The sequence below is a fragment of the Streptosporangiales bacterium genome (assembly GCA_009379825.1).
Lineage (GTDB): Bacteria > Actinomycetota > Actinomycetes > Streptosporangiales > WHST01 > WHST01.
Window position 1 is genome coordinate 1 of record WHTA01000007.1, and the last position, 23,606, is coordinate 23,606.

The following is a 23,606-nucleotide window of genomic DNA, read 5'->3' on the forward strand; positions in this document are numbered from 1 at the left end:
CTCACCGGCCGGCGGTAGCGGCGGCTCGCCGCGGCGTGCCCGCGCGTCGACTATGGCGCTGATCTCGTCGGCGATCAGCTGTCGACCCAATTCCTGACGGTCCTGGACCCCGGCGGTGTCGTGGGTCTTCAACCACGCGGCCAGCTTGTCGGCGACCCGGCCCTGAATCGCGTACACCTGCTGGTAATCCACCACCGGTTGAGTCCAGTGCAGGCTGGAGGACGCGGTGGCCATTGCCTGGAGCCGGCCATGAACGTGACCGTTGGTGCTGCCGTTGAGGCGCCGCGGTGCGGCGCCGTTGTGCTCAGCCATGCCCTGCCCTCATCTCGGCGGTCGGTTGCTTCTGCCATCGGCGCGGACTCGTGGAGGCTGGGTCACCACGATCCGCCTCGGTCAGCCGACGTAGCCGGCCGCCGACCGCGGCCGCGGTCCGCGCCAGCGGCGACCGCGTGAACCCCCGCCCACGTCGCGCACCATCGCTGAAGACCGCTGCCGTCTTCGGGTCCCAGGCGACAACGCCCAACGACGGCAGTCCCAGGTGCGCCACGACGTCGTCGTGGCGGTACGGCTGGCCGTCTCCCACCAACAGCACATACAGCCGGCCGCCACCGGCGCCGTGCGCGGCCAGGTCGTCGCGAAGCCTGGTCGCCCACCCCTGCGCGGCCCGTACCGACCGCAGCGTCGACCGGACGACGAGCACGACCATGTCCGCGCGGCGCAGCACCGGCACCGGCGTGCCCGCGGCCTCCAGCCGGCCACAGTCGGCCACCACGTCCGTAGCAGCGTCTCCGAGACGCAGGCCCGCGAACACGTTGGCCAGCGCGGTCCACCGCGTCGATAGTGCACGCGCTTGACCGGGATCGGTGACGCCGGGCAGCACGAGCCTCGTGCCTTCACGGTCCAACGCGACAAGCTCCTTGTTGATATCCGCGGTGGAGCCGGCCCGCGAGGTGGCCGCGGTACCCAGCAGCCCACGCGCACTGGTCACGGAGCCGCCGAGATACCCGGCCAGGACGTCCCCGCCGGCGGGGTCGCATTCGGCGACCACCGCCGGGCGCGGCCAGGTCATCGCCAGCACGAGCGCTGTCGTCGTGACCCCCGGTGAACCCTTCGCCGACACCATCGCGAATACCGCCATCCCGGTCCCGCCTCACTCGCCTGGAGCCCGCAGCACGAGAGCGACCCTGCCCGTCGCTGCGCGTGCCGCCAGCGCCGCTCCCGCGCCGGCCGGCACCCGTAGATCGACCACCCGGATCCCGTTCGCGTCCGGTCGGCCCACGCTCACCACGGTCGCGGCCAGCTCATCCGGCTGCTCAGTCGGCGGATCAGCATCGTCGGGCGGCGTGCTCACCACCGCCACCTGGTCCTGGGCGCGCAACGGCTGGTTCGGCATCCGACTCGCGCTCACGGCCACACCGACCAGCTCCTCACCCGGCCCCGGAACCCGTTGTCTACTCAGCGCGCTACGCGTCAACAGCGTGCTGGGGCGCAGGTCCCTGGTCGCGAACTGGCCCAGCACCTGGCTGCGCCGAGAGGCGGGTACGACCGACACACCGGCGCCCACCGTGATCTGCGTGACGCGCACGTCCGCCGCCGTCAGCGCGTCGCCGTAGGCAACTGGCCGCGCCACCACCAACACCGCTGCTGTATCCGCCGCAGTGGTGGACAACCACGCACCCACCAACCCACCGTTCACACACAACAACGCGCCGACGAGCACCATCACCGGACGACGACGGCGTCGGGGCACTGTCGACCGCGGCATCACGAGCCCGCTCTCGGCCGGCGCGCCGGCGCTCTTCTCCGCCCTGTCCGCCACTGGCGTGGACTGTTCGCCTGCCATCGTTTACTCCCCGAGAAGTCCTGCCCCGTCGGTCCTCGCTATGTGCTCGTGGGCTGGATGAGCACCTGCATCTCACCGATGCGGACCGTTGTCGACGATGCCCGGGTGACCCGGATCGTTCCCGAATCGCCGCCGCCAGCCCAGTCCACCCGCCACGTCGTCGTGGCCGTCACCCGATACAGGTGGTTCGGCTCGCGTGCCGACGACCGCGTGTACCGGTGCCCACACGTCGGCGACATCCGATTCCCGAACTGCTTCCGATACCTGGTTCCCGGGCCATGGCACGTCACCGTCTGGTCGTCACCCATCTCCCAGACGATCCGCTCACCCCGCGCTGTCGCGGTCACCGACATCCCCGGCACCGACGCCGTCTCCGAGGCAGGGCCCCACGTCGACGCGGTCCGGCGAGTCCACATCCACACTGGCAGTCCGACCAATCCCGCCGCGCCGCGCCGTGGCGCCATCTGGATGTCTGCGCCGCGAATTGGTAGCTGTCTGACCGCGCGTCGCGCCAACTCGGCAGGCGTCACCGATGCCTCAGCATCGGGCGCGCTGGCGCGCCATTCCCAATACCCACCGGTTCCCGGAACACCGGGACACATCGTTTCCACGATCACGCCCGAGTCGTGGCCCTGCCACACAGGATCCGACTTCGGCGGCTGCGGGGACGCCAACTTCTCATAGCATCCAGTGGCGGGATTCCACGTGCCGAAGTCCGAGCTCGAACATGGCACCCGCTCCCGCGAGACCGGGCTCCGACAGACTCGCTGCCCCCGACCGGAGCGGTCCTGTCCGCGCTCGCTCTCGTCCTCGTTGCCAGGCTTGCCCGGTGCACTCGGTCGCAGGTTGCACGGCCCCATAACCCCCGGGCAGTCCACCGGTGGTCCTGCCACAGCCGAGGGTGTCCACACCCACACGGCCACCGGTACGGTCAGCACGAGGACCATCAGCGGGGCGAGCATGTCTGTTCCCGGTCGGGCGTCAACGACACCACATACCAGCGACCCTCGACCTGCCGCGCCTGCGCGGTGACCTCGTATCGGTGGTTCTGGCCCGACACAGCCAACGACTTCCCCGTACGGGCATCGACCGGGATCCACTTACTGTCATCGAAACAGTCGACGATCCGCGCCACCCCTCGCTTGTCGTCGACAGCGGTGACGCGAGGTGAGACCTTCGGCGCTCCCGTCAGCTTGATGTGCTGCTGCCGGTACCGGAACACCGTCTTGTAGATCTCACTCCGCGCGCCGCCCCACGCGTACCGCTCCACCGCCTTCGGCGACCGCGACGGATGCGCATACACCTCCGTCAGCACACCCTGCAGCCGTCGATACGTCCGCAACACCTCCGCCGCCTCGCCAGTCGGTGATGGCGTCGCAGCCGGCGACGTGGACGCGGGCGAGTGCCGAACCGTGCTAGAGGAACCGGTACCGGTAGACCGTGAGCCGTCCGCACCGCCACACGACACCGGGAGGCTCGCGCACACAAGGATCACGCCAGCCAACAGCCACAGGTCTCGCCGGCACATGCTGGCATCCGCCTCCCCGTCGACGGCGTGCAATACCCTGCGTTACGACACGGCCTCTATCTGTACACCCTTGTTTGGCGACGTCGCAACAGGGTGACGGAGCGCAATGACGCGCGGTGACCGTTTACCCGCATGGGTCCGCTGCAGCGAGGGCGAGCGTAGAGGGCGCAGCTGACGTTGAATGTGAGAGCGCTGCTCGTGTGCCCGTTCATATTCCGGAGCATTGCATGACCGGCCTGGGAAGCGGCTGCGCAGTACCCAGGGGAAGGTAGTGTCTGACGGAACCTCGACATGGCCGTCTCATCCTTCGGGGCTAGGCGTACTCGGGCGGCTGGCCATCGAGGCCGATACTCATGCTCGCGCTCTCGGCGTCCTGGGCCGGTCTCACGCTGATCGCGTGGTCGGCATCCGCCGCAGACGCGGCGAGACGTAGATGCGCGCGTTGCAGCTCGGCGCGGACCCGTTCGGGGCCGTGGGTCGATAGTGCTGCGATGCTGGTGAGGCGGCGCTGGTCGGTCCATAGCGCCTCGACGCCAACTGGTGGTGGTTGGCAGTACAGGACGTCGATGCCGCAGTCGTCGAATACGGATTGGTCGAGGTAGCGTGCGCCGCCGGTGCCGCATACGTACGTTGTGGCGTCGACCTGTTCGGTGAGGTCGGCGAGGCGTCGGGACCGGTCGTCGCTGACGCTGTAGGAGCTGCTGCGGACGGCGAGACCGGGCCAGTCGACGAGTTCGAGGAGCACCGTGGCGGAGGCGACGGCGATATCGTCGAGGCGGTCGGTCTTGCCGACCAGGTCGACGATCTCCTGGAGCGCGTCGCGAACGCTCCGCCAATATGGGGTACGGCCGTAGTGTTGAGTGAGCATGCCCTCGAGGCGGCGCTGGCAGGTCCTCGGGTCGACGATGGTCACATCGTTGATGAATGTGGCTCGACCATGTGGTAGGTGGACCGGGAGGGTGAGCCACTGGTGCCGGTCGCGTTCGCCCGGAGGGCCGACGCGGCAGCGATGTTGGTAGTCCCGGCGGACGAACTGGACGTCGTCGAGGATCACCCACCGGTCCGCGGCGTAGAGCTTGGCGAGGGTGGACAGGCCGGGGAACAGGTTCGGTTGGTGGATCGCTGCCCACGGTCCCCGGCTGCGCATCACTGGTCCCCTGCAGCCCTATAGCTTGGCCAGGCGGCTGGTGTACCCGGCAGCGACCAGCCGCTGGTAGGCGTCGAACACCTCGTCGGGGACGTCTTGGTCGATGGCGAATCCCTTCTTCGGGTATTCGATGACCCGCTGCATGTCCCCGATCATCATGTCCAGCACCAGTGGCGGGTCGACGTCGAGCTCGTCGGCGTACACGTCGAACTTGACGTCGACGGAGGCGCACACGACCTCGACGTCGGCCCACACCTTGCGGCAGGTGGCGTATCCGCGGCGTTCCATGTAGGGCATGGAGATCAGCATCACCGAGCCCACCGCGACACCGGCGGCGGCGAGCACTTGACGCGAGAGCGTCATGTTCTGGCCGGTGTTCGTCGCGTCCGGCTCGACCAGCACCGCGTCCGCGGGCACGCCGAGCTCGATCGCGCGCTCGCGGTTGTGCACCGCCTCGCCGCGCGGGAAGTACTGCACGGTATCGGGGCTGTTCGCGCCGGTGAACACCAGCACAGGGAACATGCCCCGCTGGTACAGCTCGGCGGCAAAGTCCGCCACGTCGGGGTCGGGCCCGCCGAGCGCGATGCCCGCCGAGCACGGCCGCAGCTGATGGTGCATCTGGTGGTAGTCCCAGACCAACGCCGCGTCCTGGTACTCCTCGTCGGTGATCCGTCGGCGTGCGTCGCTCACTGCGGTCTCCTGTCACGCTGCTCGGGGATACCTTGGATCTTCTCGACCCACTGGAGCTGATGGTTCAGGCCGTGCTTGGTCGCGACGTCGCGCGCGTGCGTGAGCACCCGCAAGCCTTCATCGGCGGTGCGGCGGTCCATGACCAGCACGTGGCCGCGTGCGGTGCCGAGGCGGACCTGTTCGAACGGGGAGTCCTCACGGCGGTGCGACGCGGCTAGGTCGATCGACCGGGTCGCGTTGCGCAGGTCCCCGGCGGCGAGCTGCGCGAGAGCGCGCTTCTGGTGGGCGATGCCCCAGCCGTCAGGCTCGCCGAGGTCCTCGAACGCGTGGCTGGCCGCGTCGATCTCCCGCATCGCCGGCTCGATGTCGCCGCTCTTGGTCAGAGACGTGCCGATCCATAGCCGCGCACGGGCACGCTCGTAGTCACGCAACCGCTCGTCGGTGGCGAGCTGCCGGTACATGCTGGCTGAGGTCTGCAGGTCGCCGTACATCTCGACGCCGATCGCCACCGACAGCTCGATCTGCGCGAGCCGCCGAGGGATATCCAGCTGGGTGAACAGGCTGGAGGCTTCCTGGTAGGCCTGCTGAGCCGACAGGGGCCCGACGAGCATGCCTTGGTAGCGGCGCATGTCGCCGAGCAGCATCAGCGACCGGCCCCGCAAGTACAGGCCGCGGTCGTCGAGGCTTGCCGGTGCGTACGGGGTGAGCCACCGTTGCAACATGATCGCAGTCGTACGGAAGTCCTGCCGGTTCAGATAGATGTGCGCCCGATCCAGATCGTCCGCCCATGACTCCAACTCCGACGGGTCAAGAACCGGCGGCGTGTCGGGCGTGCGGGGGTCTGGCGGGCTGAGGTGTTCTAGCGCGTGCAGGAGCAGCGGATCGAGGACAGCGCGCTCGAGGTGCCGTTGCACCGTGTCCGGTTCCCGCGCGTAGGACCGACCGGTGTAGGCACGGTCCGCCGCGCGGCGGCGGTCATCAAGCGGCGGCGGTGTGCTGCCGCTGCCGACGTGGAAGAGCACGCTCGCGGCGGTACGCATGGCAGGTGTGGGAAGCTCATCGAGGAGCGCCTGGAACACTCGCTGGTTGTATGCGAGCCGGCTCACCGTGTCTGCCGGTACGACGCCCCCGGCGGCGAACTTCTCTGTCAGGGCCGGGTACCGGTGCGGCCGCAGCGACAGGTCCGCGAGACCGGCCTTGCGCAGCCGCCGTAGCTCAGCCGACAACAACCGAGCCGTCTCATTGACCTCTCGGCTTTCCGGGAATCTTCCGTGTTCTGTCAGCACCTACTCCGCGAAATCCTAGTTCCCTAGAACCCATGAACGATAAGCGTTCCAGCGACCCAAGACTAGGCGATCACGCCTATCACCGCGACCTGATCTGGAACTAGCCGAGGGCAGGGCATGGACAAGGACAGTCTGGCTAGCGATGACGAGCTCACCGCGGACGAGCTCGCGGCGATGGACTCGTTGTGGCGGGCGAAGCGGGCAGGCGAGGTGTCCGAGACCGATGCGAAGCACATCTAGGTCATGATCCGGCTCGGTCACCCATACAGCGCTTTGAAACGCCTCACCCACTCGCGGCACCGGGGCCACGATGACCGGTGACCTAATGGCGCGGCTGCCTCGGTGGGCCGCGCCAGCCCCGGCCGCTTCCGTCGAGCTGCCGGCCAGCTCCGTCGAGCCAGGAGCCCCGAGCGATGCCTTGAGCAGACAACTGCACCACCGCACTCCTGACTCGAAAGCCAAGGCCACCCGTGAACGATGACGGCATGTCCGAACAGACAAGCAGGCTTGTCGCCGCCTCTCAACGCCTGCGCGCATGGAGGAACGAGCTGACAGCTGCTCAGACCGCTGCGATACAGGCCGTCGACGACGCGCGCCGCGCCGACGAGATATCACCGGACGAAGCCGTCGAGATCGAGGCCGTGATCCGCCGTGGACACCCGTACGGAGCAAGGAAGCGCCTGGCCGATGCTCGACGCCGCCACCGACAAGCGCCGCCATAGACCGGCGGCACCGTGGCCGGAGACCCGAGCCGACTACGGCGCTGCCCACCATCGCCGGGTCAACCGCCCGGTGCCCCGAGGAGAAAGGACAACCGATGAAGGACGAGCTGTACGCGCTGCCACTGGACGATGCGACATGGCAGAAATCAACGTTCAGCAACCCGGACAATTGCCTCGAGGTCGCGCTCGTGCCAGGTGGCGTCGCGGTTCGTGACTCAAAGAATCTCCACCGCGCGCCGTTGCTCTTCGACAACGCCGAGTGGCGCGCATTCGTCCGAGGCGCTGCCGCAGGAGAGTTCACCTGACCCGTCCACCGCTGACCGTGGCGGCCGGCAGCCCCGTAGCCAGCCGCCACGGTCGTTGTCCACGCGAGCACCCGATGGACAGGCCAGACCATACCGGCATGCTGTTGCTGCCGCTCCTCGTCGCCGCCACGGCGACTGACGTCATCACGATCGGCCACCTCGTCGCAGATGAGCGCTCTTGCTGGTGCGCTTCAGGGTGATCACGCTGGGGTCGAGTGCAGGGCCGTGTTGGCGACTACCCGGAGGAGCGGCGTCATCGCGGCTGCGGAATGGGCATGTCCGGCCCGGCCGGGTGGAGAACTTGCTCGAGCCGCCAGCACAGCCACTCCAGGTCGTCAGCTAACCGGCGGAGGGCGGCACGTCTCGTGGGGTCGGACTCAGTCCGGTAGTCGGCAGCGACCTGTCGGCGCCAGATCTGGAGCGCGGCGAGGCCGCGTTCGATGTTCTGGCGGGACTTGCGGTTGGGTACGTTAGTGGACATGGCTGTCCACCTCCTGTTCAGGTGGTTGGCCTAGGCCCGTCGCTGGTGTTGCCGCACCGCGGCGGGCCGCCCATCGGGCTAGCTGTCGTCTGGTACTCGCGCGCTCGCCGGCGTGGTTGAGCCGTCGGTTGTCAGTGGGACGGTGGCGAGCGCGGCGTCGAGGGTGGCGCCGATCATGGCGGTGGGCGTGGTGCCGTCGAGGCAGGCCGAGATGAACTCGTAGCCGCCGTCGTAGCCGCGCAGCGTGACGAGGACCTCGGAGGTGACGGTGTAGCTCATGTCATTGCTACGTCCGTGGGGTGGGGGTCGCGGAGTTGGTGGGTGGCGGTGCGTGGGTGAAGCGGCGTGGTTGGTCGCGGGACATGGCCGACGTCGCCGTCGCTGGCCAGGCGGTGGAGGGCGTTGGTGACGGCTCCGGCGCTGCGGCCGAGCAGGCGGGCGACCTGCCCGGGGGTGTAGGACTCGCCGTGCCGGTCAGGGGCATTGAGGTAGTCCAGGACTGCTGCGCGGAGTTCGCCTGAGCCAAGCCGCCGCTGGCCCGTTTCCGTCTGTCCCTTGAGTGTGGGTGTGATGGTCCAGGTGCTGGTGGCGCGCGGCCCGGTTGCGGCCCTGTCGGCCGGGGTGCGGGCGACGTGGCCTGCGTTGGCCCAGCGGGCGAGAGTCTTGGTCGCGGTCGACCGGCCGATGCCGGCGAGGCTGGCGAGGCCGTTGGCGGTGATCCCTGTGTGGCTGCGCAGTGCTTCCCAGAGCCGCTGCTCCGCGTCGGTGCGTGCGGGTGAGTAGTGCTCGCTGGCGGCGCGTGTGTCGACGTCGTCGCGTGTTTCTGTGCCGAGGGTCGAGGTGTTCTCGGTGTTGGTTTGCCGGCGGTTCTTGGCCGGTTTTTCGTCGTGTGTCATGACTCCATGGACGCTCTGTTTGTTTCACGAGTCAAGACGAGTAGTCTCGAATATTGGAGCAAATTTACGGCCGTGGTGCTCGGGATTACGTGGCTGTCAAGCGGCTCGGGGACCTGGGAGGTGGGTCAGGTCGCATCGGGCCGGCGCACCTACGGCGAGCCACACTCGGCTCGCGGGCGTGGTGTGTGCCAGGTTCTCGATGGTGGTGCTGGCCACCGGCAACCGGTACAGGGCGGGGGTGTTTCGGGTGATTTTGTCGTGGAAGTTGTTCTCGCGTTTCGCGCCAGGGAATACGAACAGGGCGGGGTGGCTGATTCCGGCGTCGGCGAGTTCGCGGTAGCCGGTGAGTTTTTCGGTGACGGTGTCGAGTTTCTCGGTTCCGGTGTCGTATTCGAGGAAGAATCCGATGTCGTGGTTGTTGTCACGCCACGTGCCGTAGCCGTCGGGGTGGACGATCCGTGCGCACGCGGCGGTGGCGTGGCGTTCGCTCAACCAATCGACCAGCTCGTACTCGGGGTTGGCTCGAGCGTGGGCGGCGAGGCGGGTGAAGAACTCGTTCACGCCGAGCAGGTGCGCCAGCCGCGGTGAGCGCGCGAGTTTCAGCGTTCTCTCGTAGGTCTTGGCGGCGGTCGGGATCGTGGCGGTGCCGGTGGATGCGGCGTGGACCATCGCGCCGAGTGGGCCGAGGGTGTAGCGCCATGACTGCGAGCCTGGGCGTGTGCAGGACCGGAACCGGGCCAGCACGCCGCGGCGGGTGAGCAGAACGAGGCGCTTGCGGGCGACGTTGTCGCTGGCGAACAGCGTTCGTGCGATCTGCTCGGTGGTGAGCACCTGGTGGTCGGCGAGCAGGGTGAGGAGGGTGTGGTCGCGGTCGGTGATCTGCCGCTGTGCCTCGACGGCGTCGACGACTTGTACCCGTGAGGCCGCCCTGCTCGATGCCTGTTCTGCGGTTGTTCTAGTGGCTGTTATAGCCAGTCGGGGTTGGTGCATCACTCCTCCGTCCCTGGTGCGACCTGCGGTGTTGGCCAGGGTGGGGTGTCCCGCTCACCGTCTCGTTCTGAGTGGGACGGTGAGCGGGATGTTGACGGGGAGGGTGAGTGGGACGGTGAGTGGCGCACGCTGATGGCCGTCTGATTGCTGTGTCGGATCGCGTCGCCGCCGGGTGCGGTAGCGAGTCGCTGCTGGTGGCGTGTGGCGGCGCGGTGTTCGACCGGGAGTCCGGTGCGGCGTCGCGCGGCGTCCCGGAGCGCCTCGGCGCGGCCGGGCACCGGGTCTGGCAGGGGTTCGGTGGTGAGGGTGCAGGGTGGCGCGTGGTGGCTGTGGTGCATGGTCCGGGCGGTGACGTGGTATCCGGGCTGTCGGGCGAGGTCGTCTGCGTCGAGGTAGGGGGTGACGTGACGCTCGAGCCGGGTGGCGTCGGTGGGGGAGACGGTGAACAGGATCTTGGTGCGGGCGTTGGCGTCGACGGCGTCGCGAACGTCGGGTGCGAGCTGGGTGGAGTGTTGGTGGGCGAGGACGAGGCAGAGCCGGTAGCCGCGGGCTTCGGCGAGGGTGTCGTCCATGCCGATCGGTAGGTGCAGGAAGTTGTGGCATTCGTCGACCACGACGGTGGCGTCCAAACGCTGTTCAGGCGGCTGCGCAGAGCGGCCGGTGGCGGCCCACCACAGCCCGGACAGCAACAGCGATCCGACGAGTTGCGCGGTGTTCTCCCCGATCTCGCCCTTGGGTAGGCGAGCGAGGAGGATGCCGCCGTCGAGGATCTGACCGAGGTCGATCGTGGAGCCGGGGGCGCCGAGCAGGTCGCGGGCAAACTGCCGGGACAGGACCGATCGGAGGCGCGACAACACGGGCCCGCAGAGTTGGTGGCGTTGGCTGTCGGTGAGCGTGTCGAAAGCGTTCCAGAACCCGTCCAAGCCCTCAGGTTCCCCGTGCTCGATGAGGAGCTGGCGTCGGAACGCGGGTTGGGTGAGGACAGCGACCACGTCGAGGAGGGTCGCGGTGGGGCGGCGGGCTGCGGTGAGGCAGGCGGCGCGGAACACCTCGTCCATGCGCGGTCCCCACCATGCGGTGTAGAGCTTGCGGAAGGTGCCGATCACGTTCTCCGCGGCTTGCTCGCGCGCCTCCACCCCGGCTGTATGTCTGGTTGGGGCGAGGACGTTCCAGGCGGGGGGTGCCTGGGTTTCGGCGGGGTCGATGATGACCAGCCGCCGCCCGGCGTGGGCGGGGAGCCTGTCGAGCACGTGGCTGGCGAGGTCGCCTTGGCAGTCCAGCAGTACGACGCCGCGGCCGGCGTCGGCCTCGGCGAGCACCTGGTGTGCCAGCCAGGTCGACTTGCCGGTACCGGTGACACCTTGGACGTGGACGTGGTGACGCGCGTCGGCGACGCGCAGGCCGATCAGTTCGCCCGCGGCGCTGACCCCGAGCGGCTTCGGCCGATCTCGCCGCGGGTCGCCGGCCGGTGTGACGCGCAGCCTCGGCGGATTCGGGTACGCCGGTGTGGGTGGCCGGTCACGCGACATGATCGTCTCCGCGTGGGTCGTGGGAGTGGCGGGGGATGCGGGGGAGGTCGTGGCGCGGGTCCCAGGACCGGCTGGGATTCTCGGTGATGCCGTAGCGGGAGGCATGTCCGGGAAGGTGCCAGAGCGCGGCGAGTTCGTCGGTGGTGGCGATGAATCCTCGGCCGGGGCGACGTGTCACGACCCGCCAGGCTGCTCGGCGGGTGTGGGTGAGGAGCAGTTCGGTGGCGCGGGCGACGCGGTCGTAGCCGCCGGCGATCGCGGCGACGACGTTCCGCCGCTGCCTACTCTTGCCCCAGGAAGCGACGGCCACCCGGAGCGTGACGCGCAGGTGCGGGCTGTCGGCCTTCTTGGCGTTGATCGCCTGCTGTTTGGTTTTGGTGACTGGGTCCTGCTCGCCGCTGCTGTGACGCGTGCCGTGGTGGCCGTTCGTGGCGCGGGTGGAGGTCAGGAACAGGTCGAAGAGCCAGAAGATGATCTGGCGCAGCGCGCGGAGCATCGTCAGCGCCACCGACAGTGGCCGCAGCCACGCCGAGCTGCCGTCGTGGTCGCTGCGGTGCGCGGTGACGAGGAGTTGGGCGCAGGCGATCTCACCTCGGCGACGGTCGGCAAGGCTGGACAGTGTCTGCCCGATTGGCTCCTCGGTGTGGCTGTCGCGGTGACGCCGGGTGGTGTCGATCAGCGGTGCCCACTCGCCGCCGCGTGGTGTGACGTCGGCTGCCCTCACCCGTCGGGTGCCGACGAGGGTGGGCCGGTCGGTAGTAGCGACACGAGCGTCCGGCCAGGCGCCGGTGACCGCGTCGGCGACGGCGCGAGTCGACAGTGCCGTTGGTACCCACACACCGATCCGGGTGGTCTGGTCGGTGGCGATGAGTTCCATCGCCAACGTCCGGGGCCCGATGGTGTGGCGGCGGGTGCGGTTGAGGATCCCGGCGATGGTGTGCCAGAAGTTCACGCCCGCGTCCGGTGATGGCCGCGCCGGTGGCTGGATCTCCACCCACCGCGCCGAGGCCGCGGCCCGCCTGCATGCCTCACGGCGCGCATACGCGCGCACCACGGCGACAGCCACGGCGGCGAGGGCGGTCACTGCCGGCAGCGGCCACCACGCGTGCCACAGCCCCTGCAACGCGGCCAGCCACCCCTGCAGGGTCGATCCTGGGTCGCAGATCAGGTCAGCGAGCACCGAATCCATGTCACACGCCGGAGACGGCGCTGGCGACGGGCCCGTGGCCGACGGCGCGGTGAGGGCGACGGACGTGGTGGTGTGTGGGTGAGCAGACGGATAGGCGAACATGGGAGTCCTTCTCGTGTGTCAGGCGGATGTGCGGGTGGCGCTGGTGGCCGGCACCGGTCGCGGACTAGTGGTCAGCAGGGGTCATCGCCCTCCTCGACGTCGGCCGGGTCGCTCGTGCACAGGCGGTCCTCCCGAGAGCTGGCCAGCGCGGCGAACCCGGTCCGCGCCGCACCTGCGGCGAGTAACGCGTCGCCTCTGCGCGCGGCGAGGAGGTAGCCGCGTTCGCCATCGGTGAGCCCGAACGCCTCGCTGACTTGGTCGATGGCTTGGGGTGCCTGGGCGAGCAGGATCTGGGTGGCGGCGTTGGCGACCACGGCGCGGCCGAGGTCGCTGCCGAGCACGTCGGCGACGTCTTGGGTGACCACCGACAGGCCGCACCAGTGTTTGCGGGCGGCCTTGGCCAGGCGCATGAGGAACTGGGCGCCGGCGTGGTCGCGCAGCAGCAGCCACGCCTCGTCGACGACCACCAGCCGCCGGCGTCGCCGGGTGGGCGTGGTGACGCGTCGCCAGGTCGCGTCGAGGGTGAGCAGGGTGCCCAGGGTGCGTTGTTCGTCGGGGAGGTCACGGAGGGAGAAGACGACAAGGTGGCCGTCGGGTCGATGGGTGGTGGGGCCGTCGAACAGGCCTCGCCAGCTGCCCGCCACGTACGGCTGCAGTCCGCGAGCTACTGCCCGGGCGGTGGGGTCCTCGTCGGCTGCGAGGGCGGCGGCGAGGTCTTTGAGCAGGGGCGCCGGTCGGACCCAGGTGCGCGGGTCGCTGGTGATCCCCGCTGTCGCGTAGGTGGTGACGATCGCACGGTCCAGTGCGGCCCGCCCGGCTGCGTCGGGCTCGTTGCCGAGGAGGACGGTGACCAGGGTGTGCAGGAACAACCCCCGACGCGTCAACGCGTCCGGCTGATCGGCGGCGTCGGTGGGGAGGTCGAGCGGGTTGACACGCACGCCGGGTGTGCCGAGAGAGATGACGGTGCCGCCGACGGCGTCGGCGAGACGGGCGTATTCGCGTTCGGGGTCGATGACGGCGACCTCGACGCCGGCGTACAGCAACCTGAGTGTCTCGAGCTTGGTCAGGTAGGACTTGCCCGCGCCGGAGCGGGCGAGGGTGACTGAGTTGTAGTTGTCCTGGCCGAACCGGTCCCAGACCACCAACGAGGTCGACGCGGTGTTCCGCCCGTACAGCACGGCAGTGTCACTGGTGCTGGCAGCCAGGTCGGGGGAGGTGAACGGGAACGCGGCGGCGACGGCGTCGGTGTCCATCACCCGCCGCACCCCGAGCCGGTCTACCCCCAGCGGCAGCGTGGCCGTCCAGCCCTGCAGCGTCCGAAACGTCGTCGGCTGCGCGTCCAGCAACAACGACGCGGCCAACGCCTGGACCCGCTTGCACTCCGCCGACAGTTCCTTCGGGTCGCGGGCGTGCACGGTGAGGTAGAGGCCGACGCGGAACAACCGGCCCTCGCCACGCGCCAGCCGTTGCGCCAGCTCACTGGCGTCGTCGGCGGCGACCTCGGCTTCCACGTCGTTCAGCCGTCCCCGCTGGGTGTCCGCGCGGGCGGTGGACTCCAGCCGGGCGCGTTGCCGCCGCAGCCGGTCGGCCGCGACCTCGGTCGGGACCGGGTCGACATGGAGTGCGACATCGACCCGGCCGGGATCGGCCAGCAGCGGGTCGAGCCAGCCGAGGCCGACCTCGGCGGGATAGCCGACCACGGCGAATGATGCGCACACGCCCTCGCCCACGCGCAGCGCCCGGGTGCCGACGGCGACCGCGTCCGGACCCAGCCCCGCTGTGGCCATGGGTGCGTCGGTGTGGTGCGTGGCGGGGTACAGCCAGGAACGGACCAGGTCCAACGCATTCATCGGTCAGACTCCCTCGTCTCACGGTTTCGCCTCGTGACGACTCCTGTGGTGGTCCCGACTGGTGCGGGGCCGTAGGGGTCACAGGTGGCGGCCACCAGTTGGCGGGCCTGGCCGCCGGCCAGGACAGTCGCGGTGATACCGCATGTCTGGAGTGCCCGGGCGGCGTCGTCGGCGCGGCGGGTCAGCCGGGAGCTCGCGTCGCCGGCGTCGCCGTCGGATGTGGGGTCGCGGAGGACGAGGAGCACCTGCCGGGCGCGCAAATCGTCGGCCGTCGCCTGGGCGAGGAACTCCGCGCATTCCCGCGCGGCTTCCTCCAGGGCGAGGTGGGGCAGCCCGCCGGCCGCCTCCTCGAGCCGGGCTGCCATGGGGGTGAGGCTGACGCGCTCGGTGCGCACCACCACTTGGGCGGGTTCGGCGAGTGAGTTCAACCACCGGGCAAAGGAGGCGACCCTGGCTTGCTGCTCGGCGTCGGTGGCCAACGCGAAGTTCACCGTCGAGCACGCCAGTACCACCGCGGCCCCGTCCGGGCCCAGATCGACGATCCCGTCCTCGGTGATCGCGTGGGCCGGCAGGCGCAATGGCGCCGGTAACGGCTCGGTGTCGTCGGCCCTGACCCAGGCCGGTGGCGCGGACACCGAGACCTCGGACGTGCTGACCAGGTGTCGAGGCTGGCACGCCTGTCGTAGCGCGGCCCAGGCCAGCCGGTCTAACGTCACACCGTCACGGCGGCCCAACGCCAACACCAGACCGAGACCCGCGATCGGCGCGGCGGCGCCGAGGAACACCGGCAGCGGCAGCCAGGCATCTGTGGCGATGAACACCAGCCACAACACGACCGCTACCACGGCGAGGATCGCGACCTGCCGCGCGGTCAACCGGGCCAGCACCACATCGTCACGATCGACATCGGCGGGAATGGGTACACGTGTCCGTTGCTGCGTCATGGCTTGCCTCCGGTTCGTGTGGTCACCGCGCGCACGGCCTGGTGGGTCCTGCCGCGGCCAGCGACGGCCAGCGCGGCGGTGACACGGCGAAAGACCAACGCGCTGGCGACGACCTGGACGGTGCGGGTGACCGGACTACCGGACAGGCCACCGCGCCAGATCCACCGCGAGATCCAGGACGGGATCCGCACCAGGATGTAGAGCAGGCAGACCGTGATCCACAGGTCCGCGATGCCCGTGCCGGTATGGGTACCGACGACGCCGAACAGCTGGACCTTGTACCAGTCGGTGTCGAAGAACACCCGCATCGCGGTGATGAACACCAACGCTTGGGCCACCTGGATCGCCAGCACCCCCGCGAACCCGCGCCACCACAACCGCGCGATCTCCTCGGTCTGCGGCAGGCAGTGACACGCCAACGCCAACGGCGCCACCGCGATCAACAACACCGTCAGCGTCAAGCGGATCAGGTAGATGACCCCGAGTGCGAGGGCGAGCAGCAGCACGATGATCACTACCCACAACACGAACACACTCGCCGACCCGGACAGGGTGTTGCGGTTGAGCAGGTCGTAGATCGTCTTCGTCGCGTCCTCCACATCCACCCCGGGGCCGAGCAGGGCGGCGGAGAGGGCATTGGCGAAGCCGATCGCTTTGCCGACCAGCAGCAGGCTCACGTTCGCTAGCACGACACCGCCGACCAGACGCGGCGCGATGTCCTTGACCGTGTAGGCGGCCTGCACCGTCGGGTTGCCCAGCAACGTCAACCCGGCGATCACGACGAGCAGGACGAGGCAGCTGTTCGCGACCACCAGCGACCCGGTCCACAGCCCCTTCACCCGCTCGGCCTGATCGAGGCGCGGGGTAGCCAGCAGCGAGTCACCGAGCAAGTCGAAGACCGGGTTGATGGCCTGCCGCACCAGCTCCCGCAGGTACTCGGTCATCGCCTCGCTCATCTGGCACCCCATCTCGAACGCGCCACACTCCCGCCCCGGTGTGGGACCAGGCGTAGGTGGAGCCGTCGGCCGCGGCGGTGGCGCGTTTGGTGTCGTCGGCCGCGGCGAGGGCGACCCGGGCGACGACACGCGACCCGGCGTGGGTGGGGCCGTCGCCGATGACGGTGCCGACGACGGTGCGGGCGGTGGGGATTGTGGTGTCGGTGAGGGGCGGGGCTCGGCGTTCACGGTGGCGGCGACACTGCCGACCGCCAACGCGACAAGCAGCCCCGCACCGGTCAGCCGCAACGCCAACCGGATACGGCCACGCCGCGTGGACGGCGGACGGGGGAGCCTGGCCATCTCAGGCGCCCACGAACTTCTTCAGGATCGACACCAGCAGCGGCGCCAGCGCCGCGACCGTGTACCCGACCGCGGCGTATTTCAGCGTGTCCTTCGCCTTGGCGACCTCGCCGGGGTCACCACCGGCGAGCAGGTAGCGGATCCCGCCGACGGTCAGGAACAGCGTGGCGAGTGCGACGAGCAGCCCGACCAGCCAGTTCCGGATGTTGTCGATCACCGCCGTCAATGACGACGGCGCGGCCACGTCGCCGGCTAGGGTCGCGGCTTGCGCGGGTGCGGCACCGATCAGCACGACGATGGTGACCATGATGCTCACCGTGGCCGCCGTCGCGGCAGTGACTGTGCGGGCATGTCTCATGTCTGAACTCCCTCCCTCGCGGCGGGTGCGGGTAATGCGAAAAGATCCGTCAATGACCAAGACCGGGTGATGGCGCGTCAGGTAACACAGAAATTTCGAGGTTTCCCGCGAGAATCGCCTCGGCGAGGCGGTGTTCGGCGCGGAAGCGTTGCATCAGTACCGCGCGAAACGGCTGATCGAGTTTCCTCGCGACGCTGGTCAGCGGTATGCCGTCCAGGCGGGTCCGGGCGATCAGGTCCGCCTCCGCGGCGGTGATGACCTTCTCGGTGACCGCGCGCGAGGACGAGGTCGGGGTGTCCCCACGGCCGCGGAGGCGCGGTCGATGTCACCGGCCAGCTACTCGCGTGGGGCGGGTCGTTGGTGGCGTGACGCAGCTTCGCACCGGCGCGGTAGGCGATCCAACACAGCCGCAGCGCGATCTTCGGACGCTCGGTGTCGATGCTGCGCAGCGCGGTGAGGAACCCGGTCAGTACCTCCGCGTCCAGGTCGGCGGTGTCGCCGGTGTAGCCGCACGCGAGCTTGCCGGCAACGCGACGCAGCCCGGGCAACGCGACGCCGACCGCGGCGACCGTCCACGACGGGCCACACACCCGGGCACGGTGGACCAGTTCCCGCCACGCCGCGTCGCGTACGTATCGGCTGGTGCGGCGGTCCAGCAACAGCCGCTTGAGCTCGGTCACCGGGATCGGTCGTTGCGGCAGATAGACGCTGATCTCTGCCCCGTGTACCGCCAGTGGCATCGGCCCGAAGACCAAGGCGCTGAACGCGGCGTCCGCGGTGTCCAGCGGTGAGTGCCGGCTCTTTCGACTCGCCATCGCAGGGGCCTCCTCATCGGCCGAGGTGATGTAGGAGCCCCATCACGACAGAGCGGGTGAACAGAACTTGCACAGCCGAAACGACCGCGGTGGTGTGCATGATCTGTTCAAGATCCGTGCAACCCCGTCGACCCGTGAACACCCGGTCCGGGGACTGTGCAATATCGCCCTGACCAGCGTGTTCATCCCTCCGCCCGCTGGACGCCCGTGCCGCCGGCTCATTCCCAGGAGCCGAGACAGCTGCGTCGCATCCGCCCCGTGGCAACCGCGCTACCGGTCCCTGCGGCGAGGTCGAGCCGCGTGACAGCCGTGAGTTCACGTGGCGGCCCGGTTGTGGGACCGCTGGCGCGGGTGCATGGACGGGCAAGTCCCCGCGAGGGCCGTCGTGGCCACACCTGGACGGTCGCCCACCGCACGACGCGGGACGCCGCCAACGAAAGTCCCGACGAGTTCTGTGACCTCTCAGCCCGAAAAGCGGACTTGGTCAATGAAGGGCCGACGTCTGTCCAATGTCGCCGCCCTCATGACCTGTCCGCACTTGTCGATCGCGAGGCCGCTCATGAACACGAAGCAACTACACGCCGAGATCCGCCACGGAGACGCACTATCGGTATTGCCGACCCTCGACTCCGAGTCGGTGGATTGCGTGATCACCGACCCGCCGTACAACTCCGGCGGCCGAACCTCGACCGAACGCGCCAGCCAAACCACCCGCGGCAAGTACGTCAGCGGCGACGCCAAACACACCCTCGCCGACTTCGCCGGAGACACCCGCGACCAACGCGGTTACCGCTACTGGCTGTCCCTCGTCCTCGCCGAATGTCTCCGCATCTGCACGCCTGGCGGGTCGTGTCTGGTGTTCACCGACTGGCGGCAGCTGCCCGCCACCTCCGACGCGCTGCAGGCATCGGGGTGGACCTGGCGCGGCATCATCCCATGGCACAAACCGCTGGCCCGCCCACACCGCAACGGGTTCCGCCGCGAGTGCGAGTACGTCCTCTGGGGCTCGCACGGACCGCTCGCACGTCGGGACCAGCCGGTATATCTGCGTGGCTGGCTGTCCGGCTCCCAGCCACGCCGGAATCGTCAGCACATCACGCAGAAGCCGCTGGAAGTGATGGCCGAGCTGGTCAAGATCTGCCCACCAGGCGGACTCGTCCTCGACCCCTTCGCCGGCGCCGCCTCCACCGGCGTCGCCGCCATCAGGAGCGGGCGCTCATTCCTCGGGATCGAAACAACCGACCACTATGCGGTGGTCGCTCGAGAACGGATCAGTCAGGCACTGGACCAGGTGGTGACCTCATGCTGACGCCACCAGCGTCGGACACCGACGAAGGCCAGCATGACGGACTCGACGACCAGCGGCCTGGTTGGCGGTACGACCAGCCTTCGGGCCGTGGCCATTCCATGTGCTACCTCGGGACGGTGCACCCGGTGGGTGGGGTGGAAGGCGACAGGTTGCGTCGCGAGCTGACCGCGGTGTTGCGTGACCTCCTTGACTGGATCGCGGACCAAGAGGTAATCGATGGTCGGTTGGACAACGGACCCGGCGAGGAAGGGAAGGAACGCCATGACAGCGGTCGGTGAGGAGAACCCGGACCCGCCCCGTTTCCATGCACCGTCCACCCGTTCTGCCAGTGGCAAGTCACCCGGCAGCGGGTTGTCGGACTACGCCGTCTCTCCGTTCGGGATGCCGGCCGCGTTGTTGGGTGATGAGGTGCGGGTCGCGTTTCTCGGGCGGACATCGACGGAGGATCAGCAGGATCCGCGGCAGTCGTTGATGCGGCAGCTGCACTCGTGTAAGTCGGCGATCCCGGCCTCGTGGGTGATCGTGGCGCATTTCTACGACGTCGAGTCCGGTCGGATGGAACTCGCCGCCCGTGGCCGCGGCGAGAACTATGAGCGGTTCGACATCCCTATCGCCCGCGACGGCGGCGTCGCTGACCTGCTGGAGGAGGCCAGCCACCCGGGTCGCCGGTTCGACGTGGTGATCTGCGAGAGCATCTCCCGCGTCGCCCGCCGGGCGTTCGAGGGACTCTCGATCGAACGGGAGTTGGACAACGCGGAGACGCCGTTGTTCGCGTCCAACGAGCCGATCACGTTGTCGGGGAGCCGGGCGCAGCGGGTGCTGCAGCGGCGGATCAACCAGTCCGTCGCCGAGTATGAGGTGCTCAACATCCTGGAGCAGTCCTGGGGCGGACTATGCACGCATGTGCGGGAGGGTTGGAACATCGGCAAGCCCTGCTACGGCTACAAGGCCAAGACCTACCGGCATCCGAACCCGTCCCGGGCGGACAAGGGGAACACCAAGACCCGCCTCGAACCCGACGGACGCAAGGGCGAGACCGTCACCCAGATCGCGATGTGGCGGTACCACGAGCAACTCGGCTACGGCACCATCGCGGACCGGTTGAACGACGACCTGGAGACCTACCCGCCGCCGGAACCGACCCGCAAGACCCGGGCGCGCGGTGCGTGGAGCAAGACAACCGTCTCCGAGATCCTTCGGAACCCGAAGTACACCGGCTACCAGGTGTACAACCGGCGCGCGTCCCGGTCCCGGCGCGGCAAAGTCAACGACCCGGTCAAGTGGGTATGGTCTCCCGAACCCGCGCACGAACCGCTGATCCCGAAATGGATGTATGACAAGCTCGCCGAACGCAGGAAGGCCCGCAGAGGCTCGCGTGAACAGGCCGACACCAGCGCGCACCCGCAGGCGCGGCGGACCTACCTGTTCCGGGGCATGGTGTTCTGCGGCTGCGGACGGCGCATGTTCGGCAACCACTCCCGTGACCGGACCTACTACATGTGCTGGCCGCGCGGGAACAACCGCGGCCGACCCAGCGCCTACCCGAACCACCCGAAGGCCGTCTACCTCAACGAACGCGCCCTGCTCGACGCGGTATCCCGGTTCTACGCCGACCGCGTGTTCGGCCCCGACCGACAAGCGTTGCTGGCCGCCGACCTCGCCCAGGTCGATGACAACGCCGCCGAGGCACGCGAGGCCGAACGAGACCGGCTCCGACGGGCGCTCGCCGACGTCGACCGTCGCCAGGCGACGATCCTGCGGCAGGCCGCCGACGCCGACGCCGACGACCCGTTCGTCACGGCGCTACGGCAGACCTACAACGACCTGGAAGAGCAGAAGAACGCCGCCGCCACCGCGCTCGCCGACCTGGACGGCGTCGCGGTCGAACCGCGACGGCCTGCTACCGACACTGCGCTCCTCGACGCTCTGCCTGCGCTGCGGCTGGACCTCGCCCACGCTCCCGAGCCACTGCTGCGACGGCTATTCGAGACCACCCGGCTCACCGTCCGCACCCACCACGACACCGACACCGCCGATATCGAGATCCGGCTCCCCGCCGCGCACCTCCCCGACGCCGCACGCACCGCCCAGGCCATCACGGAAGACCGTACGACGCCCGACAGCCGGCAACACCACGACGTGCAGATGCTGTACGTGCCCCCAACGGGATTCGAACCCGCGTTGCCGCCTTGAAAGGGCGGAGTCCTAGGCCACTAGACGATGGGGACGTCGGGAGCCTGGTCAAGGATAGAAGGTCGCGCGGCGATCTACCAAAGCGGGCGCTAGCTGCCGCTACGGGTCACGCGTCCTGGCGTGCTCGGCTGCGGGCTGGTTGGCGGGGTCGACGGCGGCACGGTGAGGGGGGTTACGACGCCGGAGCTGGACGGCGTCGGCAGCGGGGTGGGGGACTCGCCGATGCGGCGGTCGAGCGGCCGCGTGGGGTCCTCCTCCGCGTAGCGGTCGATCTGTGCCGAGGTGAGGCCGACGCCACCGAGGGTGATCTCGTCCCAGGCGTTGAGCCGCTTGGTCTCCTTGTCGAGGTACAGCACGTCGAGCTGGATCGGGCTTGGCTTCTTGCTGTCGATCGCGCGCAGGCCGGAGCCGCCGGTGGAGCCGACGGTCATCTGCCTGGTGCCGCCTGGCTGGAGGTCCGTCTGCCGCCGGTGGTAATGGCCGGAGAGCACGAGCGGCGCCAGTCCGTCCCACTGCTCGGCGATCATCGGGTCGTGCGTGAGCGCCATGTCCATGACACCGGCGGCGTCGAGCCGGGGGCGCAGCTGCTGGCCGTACGCCTCCAGGTTCTCGTCGCTCTCCAGGGTGTAGAGCACCTCGTCCGGCTGGAACCTGGGGTCGCCGATGCCCCACATCCTGATGCCGTTCACCACCTTGGGCTTGCCGGACAGCACGATGCCGTTCTCCTGCCGTGCCACCGCGCGTACGGTCTGCTCCGAGTCGTGGTTGCCCTTCACGAACACGTACGGCACCCCGAGGCTCTCGATGCCGTCCGCCGTACGGTTCTCCGCCGTGGTGCCCTGGTCGACCAGGTCGCCGGTGTCGATGACCACGCTCACGTCGAACTGCTGCTGCACCGACCTGATGATGTTCCAGGCCGCGGGGTTGTTGTGGATGTCGGAAATGTGCAGCACCCGGATGGTGTCCGGGTCGGGTTCGGTGAGCGGCAGATCGGACGTCGCGTCGTACAGCTTGGTCAGGTTGGTGACGAGTTTCGCCAGCTGGGTGCGGTACTTGCTGAAGTCGGACGCGATCGTCTCCGCGCTGCCAACCAGCCGCGGCGCGCTGGCCAGCACGCCGGTGTAGCGGGGTTCCTCGATCGCCTCCGGGTTCCAGCTGGCGGCCGCGACGGCGTACGCGGCGACCGCCGCCGTCAGGGCGACACCGCTGCCGATCGCCATCCGCCGCCAGGTGCGGAACACGATCGCGGTGAAGATCGCCGCGCCGAGCACCGCACAGCCGGCGGACTTCAACGCGAGCACGGTGACCGCGCGTTCGAGGTCGCGGACCACCCGGTCCTCGATGCCGGCCAGGCTGTTCGGGTTGCGGACGATCTCCCTGGCCGCCTCGTCGCGGATCTGCGTCACCGTCGCGTGGATGGACAGCGGGGTGTCCGACGTGTCGAACTCGATCGAGCCGAGCGGCGACAGGTCGATGAACGTGTTGCCGGTCAGCGACGGCCGCAACGTCAGTTGTGCGTCTACGGGGCCGACCGGTTCGACGACCGAGCCGCCGACGAGCAGCCCGAACCAGGCGCCGACGAGTGCCACCGATGCCACCGCCAGCCGGCGGCGCATCCGGGCGCCGAGCCACCACACCAGGTACCGGCGGGCTCGCGGTCCGAGCCCGCGGGTCAGCCGGCGGCGCAGCCTGTTCACCACATGCACCCGCCCAGGCTCTCATCCCGGTGCGCGAACCGTGGCGGACTCCGGACAGAATGACCAGGTGGTGGAGCTGACCCCGCAGGAGTTCGAGCGCCTCGTCGACGAGGCGCTCGACGGCATCCCGCCTGAGTTCACCGAGATGATGGAGAACGTCGCGCTGGTGATCGAGGACGACCCGCCGCAGCCGGGCCTGCTCGGCCTCTACCAGGGCGTGCCGCTCACCGAGCGCGGCCAGTGGTACGCGGGCGTGCTGCCGGATCGGATCTCCGTCTACCGCAACCCGATCTGCGCGATCTGCAACACGCCGGACGAGGTCGCCGAGGAGGTGCGGGTCACCGTCGTGCACGAGATCGCCCACCACTTCGGCATCGACGACGAGCGCCTGCACGAGCTCGGCTGGGGCTGACCTGCGAAGTTCGGCACCGACA

At 69.2% G+C, this 23,606-nt stretch carries 24 protein-coding genes and 1 tRNA gene; 5 read left to right on the top strand and 20 right to left on the bottom strand.

Going from position 1 to position 23,606, the window contains the following annotated elements; all coding sequences use genetic code 11:
- The 7 genes from GEV07_05305 to GEV07_05335 form a co-directional block, all read right to left on the bottom strand.
- Positions 1 to 312: hypothetical protein (locus tag GEV07_05305; GenBank protein ID MQA02152.1), on the bottom strand; the 312-nt coding region annotated here is incomplete at its 3' end.
- Positions 305 to 1,138 (bottom strand): hypothetical protein, encoded by an 834-nt coding sequence (locus GEV07_05310; GenBank protein ID MQA02153.1) that lies wholly within the window; start codon positions 1,136 to 1,138, stop codon positions 305 to 307. The genes GEV07_05310 and GEV07_05305, both read right to left, overlap by 8 nt.
- 12 nt (positions 1,139 to 1,150) lie before the next feature.
- Positions 1,151 to 1,843, bottom strand: a complete 693-nt coding sequence (locus GEV07_05315) for a flagellar biosynthesis protein FlgA (GenBank protein MQA02154.1) — start codon at positions 1,841 to 1,843, stop codon at positions 1,151 to 1,153.
- Between the two features lie 946 nt (positions 1,844 to 2,789).
- Positions 2,790 to 3,188, bottom strand: coding sequence for a hypothetical protein (locus GEV07_05320; GenBank protein ID MQA02155.1), 399 nt, complete (start codon positions 3,186 to 3,188; stop codon positions 2,790 to 2,792).
- Between the two features lie 496 nt (positions 3,189 to 3,684).
- Positions 3,685 to 4,518: a hypothetical protein gene (locus GEV07_05325; GenBank protein MQA02156.1), complete on the bottom strand. Its 834-nt coding sequence runs from the start codon at positions 4,516 to 4,518 to the stop codon at positions 3,685 to 3,687.
- 18 nt (positions 4,519 to 4,536) lie between these two features.
- Positions 4,537 to 5,136, bottom strand: coding sequence for a YdcF family protein (locus tag GEV07_05330; GenBank protein ID MQA02157.1), 600 nt, complete (start codon positions 5,134 to 5,136; stop codon positions 4,537 to 4,539).
- Positions 5,137 to 5,204: 68 nt separating this feature from the next.
- Entirely contained in the window at positions 5,205 to 6,437 is a 1,233-nt protein-coding gene (locus GEV07_05335; GenBank protein ID MQA02158.1) for a hypothetical protein, read from the bottom strand.
- A gap of 542 nt (positions 6,438 to 6,979) precedes the next feature.
- Between GEV07_05335 and GEV07_05340 the strand changes: the two genes are divergently transcribed.
- Entirely contained in the window at positions 6,980 to 7,216 is a 237-nt protein-coding gene (locus GEV07_05340) for a hypothetical protein (GenBank protein ID MQA02159.1), read from the top strand.
- Between the two features lie 95 nt (positions 7,217 to 7,311).
- Positions 7,312 to 7,521 (top strand): DUF397 domain-containing protein, encoded by a 210-nt coding sequence (locus GEV07_05345; protein MQA02160.1) that lies wholly within the window; start codon positions 7,312 to 7,314, stop codon positions 7,519 to 7,521.
- 253 nt (positions 7,522 to 7,774) lie between these two features.
- On the opposite strand, the gene GEV07_05350 is transcribed toward GEV07_05345, so the two are convergent.
- From GEV07_05350 to GEV07_05400, 11 genes are all read right to left on the bottom strand, one after another.
- Entirely contained in the window at positions 7,775 to 8,002 is a 228-nt protein-coding gene (locus GEV07_05350; GenBank protein MQA02161.1) for a hypothetical protein, read from the bottom strand.
- Between the two features lie 78 nt (positions 8,003 to 8,080).
- Positions 8,081 to 8,281: a hypothetical protein gene (locus GEV07_05355; GenBank protein MQA02162.1), complete on the bottom strand. Its 201-nt coding sequence runs from the start codon at positions 8,279 to 8,281 to the stop codon at positions 8,081 to 8,083.
- Positions 8,278 to 8,898 carry a hypothetical protein gene (locus tag GEV07_05360; protein ID MQA02163.1) on the bottom strand — a complete coding sequence of 207 codons (621 nt, stop codon included), beginning with the start codon at positions 8,896 to 8,898 and terminating at the stop codon, positions 8,278 to 8,280. The genes GEV07_05355 and GEV07_05360 overlap by 4 nt, the downstream gene beginning before the upstream one ends.
- 96 nt (positions 8,899 to 8,994) lie before the next feature.
- On the bottom strand, positions 8,995 to 9,888 hold the full coding sequence (locus tag GEV07_05365; protein MQA02164.1) for a hypothetical protein: 894 nt from the start codon (positions 9,886 to 9,888) through the stop codon (positions 8,995 to 8,997).
- The gene (locus tag GEV07_05370; GenBank protein ID MQA02165.1) at positions 9,888 to 11,522 is read right to left on the bottom strand and encodes a type IV secretion system DNA-binding domain-containing protein; all 1,635 of its coding nucleotides are present in this window, start codon (positions 11,520 to 11,522) and stop codon (positions 9,888 to 9,890) included. The genes GEV07_05365 and GEV07_05370 overlap by 1 nt, the downstream gene beginning before the upstream one ends.
- The gene (locus GEV07_05375; protein MQA02166.1) at positions 11,407 to 12,597 is read right to left on the bottom strand and encodes a hypothetical protein; all 1,191 of its coding nucleotides are present in this window, start codon (positions 12,595 to 12,597) and stop codon (positions 11,407 to 11,409) included. The genes GEV07_05370 and GEV07_05375 overlap by 116 nt, the downstream gene beginning before the upstream one ends.
- A gap of 182 nt (positions 12,598 to 12,779) precedes the next feature.
- The gene (locus tag GEV07_05380; protein ID MQA02167.1) at positions 12,780 to 14,495 is read right to left on the bottom strand and encodes a conjugal transfer protein TraC; all 1,716 of its coding nucleotides are present in this window, start codon (positions 14,493 to 14,495) and stop codon (positions 12,780 to 12,782) included.
- A 59-nt stretch (positions 14,496 to 14,554) separates the two neighbouring features.
- Positions 14,555 to 15,502, bottom strand: coding sequence for a PrgI family protein (locus tag GEV07_05385; GenBank protein MQA02168.1), 948 nt, complete (start codon positions 15,500 to 15,502; stop codon positions 14,555 to 14,557).
- The gene (locus tag GEV07_05390; protein MQA02169.1) at positions 15,499 to 16,458 is read right to left on the bottom strand and encodes a hypothetical protein; all 960 of its coding nucleotides are present in this window, start codon (positions 16,456 to 16,458) and stop codon (positions 15,499 to 15,501) included. Before GEV07_05390 ends, GEV07_05385 begins: the two co-directional genes overlap by 4 nt.
- A 343-nt stretch (positions 16,459 to 16,801) precedes the next feature.
- Positions 16,802 to 17,107 carry a hypothetical protein gene (locus GEV07_05395; protein MQA02170.1) on the bottom strand — a complete coding sequence of 102 codons (306 nt, stop codon included), beginning with the start codon at positions 17,105 to 17,107 and terminating at the stop codon, positions 16,802 to 16,804.
- 128 nt (positions 17,108 to 17,235) lie between these two features.
- Entirely contained in the window at positions 17,236 to 17,838 is a 603-nt protein-coding gene (locus tag GEV07_05400) for a hypothetical protein (GenBank protein ID MQA02171.1), read from the bottom strand.
- Positions 17,839 to 18,532: 694 nt separating this feature from the next.
- Between GEV07_05400 and GEV07_05405 the strand changes: the two genes are divergently transcribed.
- Positions 18,533 to 19,282, top strand: a complete 750-nt coding sequence (locus GEV07_05405) for a site-specific DNA-methyltransferase (GenBank protein ID MQA02172.1) — start codon at positions 18,533 to 18,535, stop codon at positions 19,280 to 19,282.
- A 381-nt stretch (positions 19,283 to 19,663) separates the two neighbouring features.
- The gene (locus tag GEV07_05410) at positions 19,664 to 21,475 is read left to right on the top strand and encodes a recombinase (GenBank protein ID MQA02173.1); all 1,812 of its coding nucleotides are present in this window, start codon (positions 19,664 to 19,666) and stop codon (positions 21,473 to 21,475) included.
- Here the strand turns inward: GEV07_05410 and GEV07_05415 are convergent.
- Positions 21,438 to 21,510: transfer RNA gene (locus tag GEV07_05415), tRNA-Glu, on the bottom strand. The genes GEV07_05410 and GEV07_05415 overlap by 38 nt on opposite strands.
- A gap of 54 nt (positions 21,511 to 21,564) precedes the next feature.
- Positions 21,565 to 23,172 (bottom strand): hypothetical protein, encoded by a 1,608-nt coding sequence (locus GEV07_05420; GenBank protein MQA02174.1) that lies wholly within the window; start codon positions 23,170 to 23,172, stop codon positions 21,565 to 21,567.
- Positions 23,173 to 23,239: 67 nt separating this feature from the next.
- On the opposite strand from GEV07_05420, the gene GEV07_05425 reads away from it, so the two are divergent.
- Positions 23,240 to 23,584 carry a hypothetical protein gene (locus GEV07_05425; protein MQA02175.1) on the top strand — a complete coding sequence of 115 codons (345 nt, stop codon included), beginning with the start codon at positions 23,240 to 23,242 and terminating at the stop codon, positions 23,582 to 23,584.
- Positions 23,585 to 23,606: the final 22 nt, after the last annotated feature.